10 protein-coding genes are annotated in these 10372 nt (G+C 43.3%); 7 read left to right on the top strand and 3 right to left on the bottom strand.

Features of this window, described 5'->3' with window-relative positions; genetic code table 11:
- The first annotated feature begins 339 nt into the window (after nt 1-339).
- From WC615_RS09840 to WC615_RS09810, 7 genes are all read left to right on the top strand, one after another.
- Complete coding sequence (locus tag WC615_RS09840) at nt 340-789, top strand: SRPBCC domain-containing protein (protein WP_372977932.1); 450 nt, start codon at nt 340-342, stop codon at nt 787-789.
- On the top strand, nt 770-1096 hold the full coding sequence (locus WC615_RS09835; protein ID WP_372977931.1) for an ArsR/SmtB family transcription factor: 327 nt from the start codon (nt 770-772) through the stop codon (nt 1094-1096). The genes WC615_RS09840 and WC615_RS09835 overlap by 20 nt, the downstream gene beginning before the upstream one ends.
- A gap of 6 nt (nt 1097-1102) precedes the next feature.
- A complete protein-coding gene (locus tag WC615_RS09830; RefSeq protein WP_372977930.1) occupies nt 1103-1549 on the top strand; it encodes an SRPBCC domain-containing protein in 447 nt (148 codons plus the stop codon).
- Between the two features lie 181 nt (nt 1550-1730).
- Nucleotides 1731-2324, top strand: coding sequence for a TetR/AcrR family transcriptional regulator (locus WC615_RS09825; protein ID WP_372977929.1), 594 nt, complete (start codon nt 1731-1733; stop codon nt 2322-2324).
- Nucleotides 2325-2352: 28 nt separating this feature from the next.
- Complete coding sequence (locus WC615_RS09820) at nt 2353-3582, top strand: MFS transporter (protein WP_372977928.1); 1230 nt, start codon at nt 2353-2355, stop codon at nt 3580-3582.
- Between the two features lie 116 nt (nt 3583-3698).
- The gene (locus tag WC615_RS09815) at nt 3699-4712 is read left to right on the top strand and encodes a hypothetical protein (RefSeq protein ID WP_372977927.1); all 1014 of its coding nucleotides are present in this window, start codon (nt 3699-3701) and stop codon (nt 4710-4712) included.
- 18 nt (nt 4713-4730) lie between these two features.
- A complete protein-coding gene (locus WC615_RS09810; protein ID WP_372977926.1) occupies nt 4731-6479 on the top strand; it encodes a c-type cytochrome in 1749 nt (582 codons plus the stop codon).
- Here the strand turns inward: WC615_RS09810 and WC615_RS09805 are convergent.
- The 3 genes from WC615_RS09805 to WC615_RS09795 all read right to left on the bottom strand — a co-directional run bounded on the left by WC615_RS09805 (nt 6476) and on the right by WC615_RS09795 (nt 10369).
- Nucleotides 6476-7240 carry a hypothetical protein gene (locus WC615_RS09805; protein WP_372977925.1) on the bottom strand — a complete coding sequence of 255 codons (765 nt, stop codon included), beginning with the start codon at nt 7238-7240 and terminating at the stop codon, nt 6476-6478. The two genes, WC615_RS09810 and WC615_RS09805, sit on opposite strands and share 4 nt — an antisense overlap.
- A 111-nt stretch (nt 7241-7351) precedes the next feature.
- Nucleotides 7352-8896: a DUF5689 domain-containing protein gene (locus WC615_RS09800; RefSeq protein WP_372977924.1), complete on the bottom strand. Its 1545-nt coding sequence runs from the start codon at nt 8894-8896 to the stop codon at nt 7352-7354.
- A 30-nt stretch (nt 8897-8926) separates the two neighbouring features.
- Nucleotides 8927-10369, bottom strand: a complete 1443-nt coding sequence (locus WC615_RS09795; protein ID WP_372977923.1) for a SusD/RagB family nutrient-binding outer membrane lipoprotein — start codon at nt 10367-10369, stop codon at nt 8927-8929.
- Nucleotides 10370-10372: the final 3 nt, after the last annotated feature.

Genomic DNA, 10372 nt, shown 5'->3' with positions numbered 1-10372 from the left:
AAATCGTAAGGTGCACCTATCCAATAAGAGTTCCATGGCCTGTTACTGCTTATATCCACCCCACTGCCTGATTGGGCAACGCTTGTTTTGAATAAAAAAACACTAAGAACAAATAGTATTAAAGTAAAAATGTATTTCATTTAAAGGTATTGTTGGTTTACGGTAAAGCCCGAAGCTACATCATACTATTGATCATGCATAAGGCTAATATTGGTTAGTGCTAATTTAGCTAAATTGTTTTAGCCAACTATGCCTTACTATACCTTTTTATTTTTTCCAAATTAATTTGCGTAACTCAAGAGTTACATATATATTTGAGTAACTTAAAAGTTACCTATCATGGAAAAAGTGATTCAACATCAATTATTTTATCCTCACCCGCCCCAGGCGGTTTGGGAGTACCTCACCGATGCAGAGCTAATGGCGCACTGGTTAATGAAAAGCGATTTTCTGCCCATTGTAGGGCACGAATTTAAATTTAAGGCGGGCCCAATGCCCGAAATGAATTTCGATGGGACTTTCCACTGCAAAGTGTTAGAGGTTGTGCCGCTTAAAAAACTGGTTTACTCATGGCAGTTTGGCCCGGGTACCGGTAAGGTAACCAACTCGGTAGTGACATGGACGCTGACGGAGAAAGATAATGGCACCGAATTGTTGTTAATACATGACGGGTTTAAGGGAGCGGCTTTTATGAAGATGTTCAACTCGATGAACGAGGGCTGGTTAAAACATATCACAAAAATTCTGACCATACTTAACAACGCAGCAAATGGGAGCACACAAGCTTGATGCATTCCAGGTGATTGCCGACCCAAGTCGCCGGCAAATATTGCACCTGCTCTCTGAGAACAGCCTGACCATTAATTCACTGGCCGATAATTTTGACATAAGCCGGCCTGGCGTTTCCAAGCACATAAAGGTGCTTCATACTGCAGGTTTTATCTCTATCGAGGATATTGGCCGCGAAAGGCACTGTATACTTAAAGAAGACGGCTTTAAAGAATTACAGGAATGGTTAGCGTATTACGATACCTTTTGGAGCAGTAAGTTGAAAAAACTGGAAAATTTATTAAACGAAAAGATGAATAAAAAATAAGAAATTATGGAAAATCAGGATTTCACCACAACTATTTTGGTAGACCAATCACCAAAAGAAGCTTTTGACGCCATTAATAACGTTCGCGGATGGTGGTCAGAAAATATTGAAGGCGGTACAGAGAAATTGAATGATGTATTTACCTATAGAGTTAAGGATCTTCATCAATGTACCATGAAATTAACAGACGTTGTGCCCAACAAAAAAGTGGTTTGGCGGGTGTTGGATAACTACTTTAATTTCACTAAAGACCAAAGCGAGTGGATAGGTACAAAAGTTAGCTTTGAGATAGCTGAAAAGGATGGACATACACAGATCCGGTTTACACATATAGGCTTAGTGCCAGCACATGAGTGTTACAAGATATGTGAGAATGCATGGACAGGCTATATACAAAACAGCTTACGCGACCTGATCACTACAGGCACAGGGCAACCCAACCCGAAAGAGTAATTACCAACGTATTATATAACCAAAAGGGCCGACCGAAAGGAGCTGCCTTTTTTGTTAATAATTACCTGTATTTAATAAATAGCCATTTAATGCATCTGTAGAATTGTTGCTGTTATGTAAAGATAAATCTTTGCCTTATAAATGACCGAGCGGTCATTTATATTTGCGCATCAATTCTATTATGTCAAAAGGAGAAAGCACTAAACAAATGATTATTGAACGGGCCACTCCCATCTTTAATAAGAAGGGGATCTTCGGCACATCAATGAGCGATATTATGGAAGCTGCAAAGTTATCTAAAGGTAGCCTGTATGTACACTTTGAGGACAAAGATTCGCTGGCATTTGCTGTGCTTGAATATAGCCTGGGCCTGCAAAACAAAAAGCTTAGTACCTCAATGGATCACATTGATGATCCTTACCAAAAGCTATTGGCCTACCTGGATGTTTACCGCGACCCCATGAACCCTACCGTACCCGGCGGTTGCCCAATGATGAATTTTGGTATGGAAGCCGATGATAACTTCCCTTTGGTAAAAGAACGGGTAAACAGGGCTATAGAAATGCGGCATAAATTCCTGAAAGAAATCATTAAAGACGGAATACATAAGGACATTTTTAAACCCGACTGGAACTATCAGGAGTTTGCTACAGTAATGTTTGCCCTGGTACAAGGCGGCATTATGGTTTGCCGCATTGCCGGGAGCAGTGCAAAAATGGCAGCCATCATAAACCAGCTTAAAAGCCTGATACAGGCACAGCTTATCAAAAAATAAAACTCAAAAATTTACTATATATAACATAATGAACGATCAGACCGAAGAACTTATTGAGGAGGCTCCTAAATCCAATACCATTACAGAAAGTAACCGTAAAAGGGCAACTATCCTGGCATTCGCCCTTGTTCCGCTTTCGGGCCTGGCTACAGATATTTATCTGCCATCGTTCCCCAATATGGCCTTGTCATTTAAAGTGGGGCCATCAAGTATACAGTATACCATTATTTGTTTTTTATTGAGCTATGGTATTGCCCAACTATTTGTAGGTTCTATTATCGATAGCTTTGGCCGCTACCGCATCAACCTGGCATCGCTGCTGGTATTTGCCTTAAGCAGTTTTGTAATTGTTTTTACTACCGATATCCACATTGTTTATCTGATGCGGGTGGTACAGGGTATAACCACGGCCTTTATTATTGTAGGTAAGCGGGCCTTTTTTGTTGATGTTTATACCGGCGAAAAACGCAGGCATTACACCAGCATGTTATCTATTGTTTGGGCAACAGCGCCGATACTGGCACCATTTTTTGGCGGCTATCTTCAAAAAAGCTTCGGCTGGCAATCCAACTTTGTTGTACTGGGCATCTATGGCGTGGTTATGTTTTTGTTAGAGCTCATCTACAGTGGTGAATCTATCAATGTAAAACACCCGTTTCATCCTAAGGCTATATTTAAAGTGTACAGTACGTTGATCTCATCGGCTGATTTTACTTTTGGAATAGTTGTTTTGGGCGTATGTTTCGGTACCCTGATGATCTTCTCTATGTCGGCACCGTTTATTGTTGAACACCTGTTCCATCTATCATCTGTTGCAACAGGCTATTGCGCGTTGCTATCGGGTACATCCATTTTTATTGGAGGCATTTTAGGTAAAACCTTAAAATTTGGATCGCTGTCAAAAAAACTTATCCTGGCTAATATTACACAACTGGTTTTAATTGGGCTAATGTATGTTCTTACCCCCGTTTACACCAGCCTGCCGTTCCTGATGATGTTTGTAGTATTGATCAATATTATTTGCGGGTTTATTTATAACCTGTTCTTTACCTATTGCTTAACCCGGTTTCCGCTAAATGCAGGTGTTGCCAGTGGTTTAACAAGCGGAGGCTCATACCTGGTAACATCGTTTGTCACCTCGGTATTATTTGGTTTTATAGCTATTAAAGATCCCTCATCCCTCGCGTTAGGATACCTGGTGTTTGGCTTGCTTATCACAGGGTTACTACTATTCCTGCGTAAGAAACTGGCATACTGATATCCAAGTCGCTAATTGGCCGCCTATATATTAAGTGGCCTTTTCTTATTATGGCATTTAGTTAAGATTTGTTAAATCTGACATGTTATAATGTTCTATCGGGTAAATTGGCAGCAATGAAAACACTAATTACCTTATTGCTTTTACTCTTTAACTGCACTGTTTTTTCACAAACCGTTTTAGTAAAAGGGGTGGTTAAAGACACCCTAACCCATAGGGATGAGTTCTTACCAATAAGAGTCATATTGAATGACACCATAAGCAAGCAAATTCATGCAATGTATAAAACGCTTGATAAATTACACAAGCTCCATACAAAAAGCGGTAGTGATGAAGCATCAAAATTGTGGACGGATAGTCAAGCTCAACTGATGGCATTATTTAAAAACACCAACTATGTTGTTATTCCTAAGAAAAACGGGGAATTTAAAATAAAAGCTAAACTAACTGATAACTTGATATTTACATCAAATAGCTTCATCACCCAAAAACATGCAGTGTCTGATCTTATCAAGCAAAAGGTTATCAGCATAAAAATGGAGCCTGAAGTGTGTACCCCCATAGAACATTGCGATGAAAAACGCCGCATCCACGTATTTATTGCAGAAAAAATAGCCGTTAAAAGAGTCGATTTGTACTATTGCAATTACGTTCATATAATTGATGGCCGGTACGAATCAAAGTATAAGATAATTAAAAACATGTATGGCGATTATAAAGGCGATACGATAAGCTTTGTAGCATTTGATCATTATGGAACGCCTCCATTTTCTAAATATAAGTATGTGATGATTTTTGTAAATGAAGGTTGCGGTAAATTTACTCACGAAAAATATCAGTTTTTTGATGTTTACCCAACTGCAGATGGCAGATGGGCAAGCCCAGGTGATCCTTACAGGTATGACCAGAAACTTGTTAAAAAAGTGCCGCCTGTTAAACTATCATTTAAAGATTCTCTTTCATTTGACGTTTCTAATGAATATCCACACATTATTAATAAAGAGTACCCCGAGCCATACTTTAAGATTGAAAACGGTAGAGCTTTCCCGTTAACAGGTGCTTATGCCGAAGATCTTTTTGAAATAAAAAAGAACGGGGTATTAAAAGCAATAGGGTACAATTTAGAATAGTCGAAGCGTTTAAATTATATGCTCAAATTACGTAAAGCCTGCTCCATAACCGGTTTTGTATCCTTATTTCTGCTACTGGGTTTTACCGTCATCAGGAAGAATAGGCTCGCTGATACAAAACCCGATTTGTTTTTGCCCCCGGGCTTTAAAGTAACGGTAGTGGTTAACGCCCTGCCCGAAAAAGCCCGCCACATGGCCGTAAACACCAACGGCGATATTTATGTAAAACTAAGGTTCCCGGATAGCATAGGCGGAAACGTTGCCTTGCGCGATACCAATAACGACGGCAAAGCCGATATCATACAAAAGTTTGGTAATTACGATGATAAAGGCAGCTATGGTACCGGCATGAGGGTACACAAAGGTTACCTGTATTTTAGCTCGGAAGTAAATGTGTACCGCGCCAAACTTAACCCGGCAACACTGGTACCCGATGGCCCGATGGAGTTAATTGTGCATGATGCCAACAGCCCGCACGAGCATGATGCCAAGCCCATTGCCTTTGATAATGCAGGGCATATGTACGTTGCTTTTGGGGCTCCGTCAAACGCATGCCAGGTGCAAAACCGTGTGCCCGGCTCGCCGGGTATAGAGGGCTGCCCATTGTTGAAAGAATACGGTGGAATCTGGCAGTTTGACGAAGCTAAAACCGGACAGGAGCAAAAAGACGGCATCAGATATGCAACAGGTTTACGGAGTGTGGTTGCTATGGATTGGAACACCAGCGACAATTGTTTATATGCGATGGCCCATGGCCGGGATGATCTTCGCCTGCAATTCCCTAAATTGTTTAGTCGCTGGCAAAGCGCGGTATTACCTGCCGAGGAGTTTTTAAAAATAAAACAAGGCACCGACGCCGGCTGGCCTTATTATTACTACGATCCGTTCATCAAAAAACGTGTATTAAGCCCCGAGTATGGCGGTAACGGCAAAATTTTGAAAAACGGCGCTAAATACCCACAACCGCTAATGGCATTCCCGGCGCATTGGGCACCTAATGATCTGCTTTTTTACACCGGCAACCAATTCCCTGCAAGGTATAAGAACGGGGCTTTTATTGCTTTTCATGGGTCTACCAACCGGTCGCCATATCCGCAGGCAGGGTTTGTGGTTTGTTTTGTACCCTTTAAAAACGGTATGCCAACCAGTAAGTGGGAAGTTTTTGCGGATGGATTTGCCGGGCGCACTACCATAACCAGCGTAAGCGATGCGGTTTACCGGCCAATGGGGTTAGCCATGGGGCCTGATGGTTCGCTATATGTAAGTGATACAGAAAAAGGGCGGGTTTGGAAAATTGCGTTTACCGGCGATAAAACTAAATTTGGCGCTGCACAACTGGCCAAAATAGAATTACGTAAACAGCTGCCAAGCTTAAAAGATCCCGACCCGGTTAAAAACAACCTGATGAAGGGTATGCTAACCGGCGGCGCTAAAATTTATAACACCTATTGCACAAACTGCCACCAGCAAAATGGCAAAGGCGATGGAAATATGTTTCCGCCGTTAAGTGGATCAGATTGGGTAACGGGTGGTAAATTCATGGAGAAAGATGTGGCTATTGGGGTAATGTTAAAAGGCGTGAGCGGCCCTATAAAAGTTAGCGGCATATCCTACAACAGCGCAATGCCACCGCATGATTTTTTAAGCGATAAGGAAATAGCCAGCGTGCTTACCTATGTGCGTAACAATTTTGGCAACAACAGCAGCCTAATAACCGAAGCCGAGGTAAGGGCCGAAAGAGCGAAACTACCTGCCAAGAAAAACTAGTTACCCGGTTTTTTTAGCAACTCTTTTAGCTCATCTATTTTATCGGTAGATAGGATGTCGGCTTTTAGTTCCATTAACTTTTGCCAGCCGGCCTTATTATCTGGCGCAGCCCAAAATCGGATCCTTTTACCGGATGCATGTACGGCATTTATTATTGATTTAAGCACCTTTTCATCTACAGGCGGTAACATACCCTCGCCCTGCCATTTAGAGTAGTTTTCAAAATTAAGGCTTACCTGCGCAACACGTTTCCATTGCTCGGATGTATGTGGTAATTGCAGGTCATCATCAAAAGTAATGTAGGTTGGATATTTATTGTACAAGGCAGGTGGCGGGCGGTTACCTGTTATAATAATACTGAGCGTCTTATTGTTATTGCCCGATTTTATCAGGCTTTTAAGCGGCTTTAATTCTTTTAACAATTCGGCTAATATGGGGGCGTATGCTTCTTTCAGGTCTATGACCAGGTTAAGTGGCCTTGGTCGGGCCTTAAATTCCTTCAGGAAGGGTTGCAGGTACATTTTGTTGAACGAGAGCTGCTGCTTCGCGGCGGTGGTATCATGGGCTACAACTAACCTGCCATTACGCAGGTATACATCGGCCTCTATAGCGCCTGCACCCGCATTAAAAGCATGATAAAAAGCCTCGGGCCTTGAGTAATCGTTATGTGAATGAATATCTGACGCAGCATATTTTTTCTGCGCGGATGCGGAATTAACAAACGCTATACACAGCGATATGTATAAAAATGGTTTTAACATAATACAATATACCAAAGTATAACACCTATATAAAAGTTTGTTGGAATCTTGTTACACAAAGCGCCTTAATTTGTCATTAAGGCGCTTTTTAGATTTGGACCGTAACAGTTACTAGTTTGTCATCACATTTACGTCGGCACCGCTTTCAATTTCTGAAAGATCAGATGTTGGCTGCATCTGGTAAAATTTAAATGCCCTTGGGATGGTCCAAGTTTTAGCCGTTGCATCAAAGCTGCCGCCAAGTTTCACAAAGAAACCCATATCTGCCGGTGTCGAGTGCGGTATAACATAAGTATTGGTGCCTTGGTAAAAGAACGGCTGCACACCATCTATCGAGCTATAATGATCATTATCGGCAACGCGGTACCCTTTGTTGGTTGTCGCATTGTAGATGGTTGCCTTGCCTGTGCCGCCAAACAAAATTGCGTCAACAGGTACCGAAGCTTCCGTAACGGTGATACCGTCAAAAACAGCAACACCGCCCGCGTTCCCGCTATTTGGTAATAAACCGGTGCTTGCACTGCCAAAACCATCCCCATCGCTGGTTACATAAGCAATCGCCCTGATCCATTTTGCGCCGCTTATGTCAGTGGTATTTGGCCCGTTTATCCGTTTATTGCTGCCACCAACGTAAAAGAACTCGCCTTTTGTAACTGCCCCTTCGGTCAGGTTAAATTTATACGAACGCCCCCCACCGGTAGCCCAGCCTGCTCCCGGGGCATCCCCCGGGTTCGGTGCTGCTGCGCCTGCATTGGTACAGGTAACTACTGCCATTGGCGTTTTGCTGAAATCAATATCGCGCGTAGCCCTGAACTGCAAATATTCGTAATTCCCGTCAGCACCTTTTGTATCGTTTATGTAGCCTGTAATAACTACTGGTGACTTACCTAGTGAAGCGTTCGGATCGGAAGGTTTGGTGATATCGCTTATATCAGATATGCCGCGCGGCCATAGCTGGAAGTTTTCAGCCCCATTGGCATCATTACCCACCAATAATAACCCCGCTACCGACGCGCTGGCAGGCAGTTTTGCTTCCGCAAGCTTTGCAGTAGCCTCGGTATGCATAATAATACTGTCCGCACCGTTAACAAGGTACCGGTCGCCGGCATAGGTTTCGTCCGGTTTTGGCGCGGGAGATATCGTTGCCGTTTTTACCTTCACCAGTGTGCTTTCAAATTGCTCAGGGTTAGTTTTGATGGAATAGCTTGACGATGCCTGTACCGTTACCGGGTTACCTGCAGATACTTTGGTAATTGCAGCCTCAGTTAACCCTACGATTTGTAAGGAACCGTTAACGCGCTTTAAAGTTGTACCTTCAATATTGATCACCAGGGAATCGCCCGAATGGTAATTTGCTGCGGCCTCTCCCAGCGGGAACGCAATACCACGTAACATACCCCTACGCAGGTTTTGCATTACCACCAGACCCTGCGGTGCGTTACCCGAATCAGGCATAGAAATTACGGTGCCGATAATTTGGGTAGCGCCAAGCAACTTGTCTTTCGATAAGGTAACATCGCTACTTTTGTAAAGAGTGCGTAAATCGCCAACGGCGATGATCGGGCTAAGCTCTCCGCCTGCAAAATCATGTTTCTGGCAGGCTGTTATCGCCATCGTTATCAAACAAAAAGCGATGTATAAAAATCTTGTTTTCATTAAAGTATATCTTTTCATTACGTGAAAAACTTATGGTTTTTGCCACCAAACCTGTGTGTTTATATCATCAACACCCTGTGCAGCTACCGCTGCGTTATAATTAGCCGTATTGGTTGTTTGTACATAAAAGGGATAGTTGAGCCTTGCCGGCATCGTGCCCTTATTTTCAAGGCCCGCGCCTTTAGGCAAAACTGGGTGCCCCGTACGGCGATACTCAAACCATTGTTCCAAGTCGGTAAAGAACAGAGCGTAGTATTTTTGTTTATGTATAAGCTCCATCTTTTGTTCAAGCGTATAGCTGTCATCCCACTTTATCTGCGCAAAACCCAAATAGCCTGCGGGCACCTGTAAATTCCATAGCGTTATAGCGTTGGTAACACCCGTTTCGTAGAACAATTGTGCTGATTTTGAAGTAACCCACCCTTTTGCGGCCGCCTCTGCCAGCGCAAATTGCAATTCAGAAAAGTTCATCACGTTGCCCAGCAGTGGCTCTGTCTGTAATGTAGTTAGCAACGTTGATTTAGCAGCTGGCGGCTGGCCGGGAAGGTACCCACTGGGGATGCCGGCATATTCGCCTTCAGAAAGTGTCGCCCAACGCCCAATGCGCGGGTCGCTCCAGGCATTCAGGTTATCTACAAAAAAGCTGGCCAGCTTAGGCGTATACCAGTCAGCCGGGCGCCAGGTTGCAAATGGCGACACATAGGGAGCGGTACCCGACCACCTTAAAATAGCCGACTCCGCATTGCTGGTCATTATTGGGTAGTTTGCCGGGTTGGCATCTATCATCTCGGCGATCTTTGCCGGGGTGTTCATCTCGACCTTGCCAGATAACCTTAACAGCAACCTGATGTAAAGGGAGTTACCAAACTTCCGCCAGCTGGCAGCCTTGCCGGCGTAAAGCGGGTCGCTTGATGCCGGTACGTCTGCACCGGTTTTTAAAAGGGTGTTTGCTTCTTCCAGCTGTTTAAACAGTTCAGTATAAATATCCTTTTGTTTATCAAACTTTGGCGTAAATATACCTTCCTTACCCATGTTGGCTTCGTAGAACGGTACATCGCCGTAGGTATCGGTAAGCATAGAGAACACCCATGAGCGGCATATCAATGCAATAGCCTGGTAAGTGTTACTGGCTGTCTCAACGCCGCCTTTATAAACGTCATTAAGGTTAGTCAAATCAAGGTACCAGTTACGGTACAGGTAATCTGCTTCAGATTTACGGATATCGTACCTGAAGATCTTCCCTTCGCCATCGCCCATATTAACGGTAACCTGCATCAACTCGTTTTGTATGCGCTGACTACGGTTCATATTACCGGCAACAATATCGGTTATAACAGGCGCTAACAGCGCCTGCGGCAACGCGTGATCTACAGTATTCGGGTTTATGCTAAGCTCCTTAAAATCTTTTGTACACGATGTTGTGCACATTGCAGCTACAAATATTGCGAGAATGATATATGCTTTTGTTTTCATTTT

The organism is Mucilaginibacter sp., assembly GCF_041663085.1.
GTDB lineage: Bacteria > Bacteroidota > Bacteroidia > Sphingobacteriales > Sphingobacteriaceae > Mucilaginibacter.
This window is presented reverse-complemented; position numbering and strand designations above follow the sequence as displayed.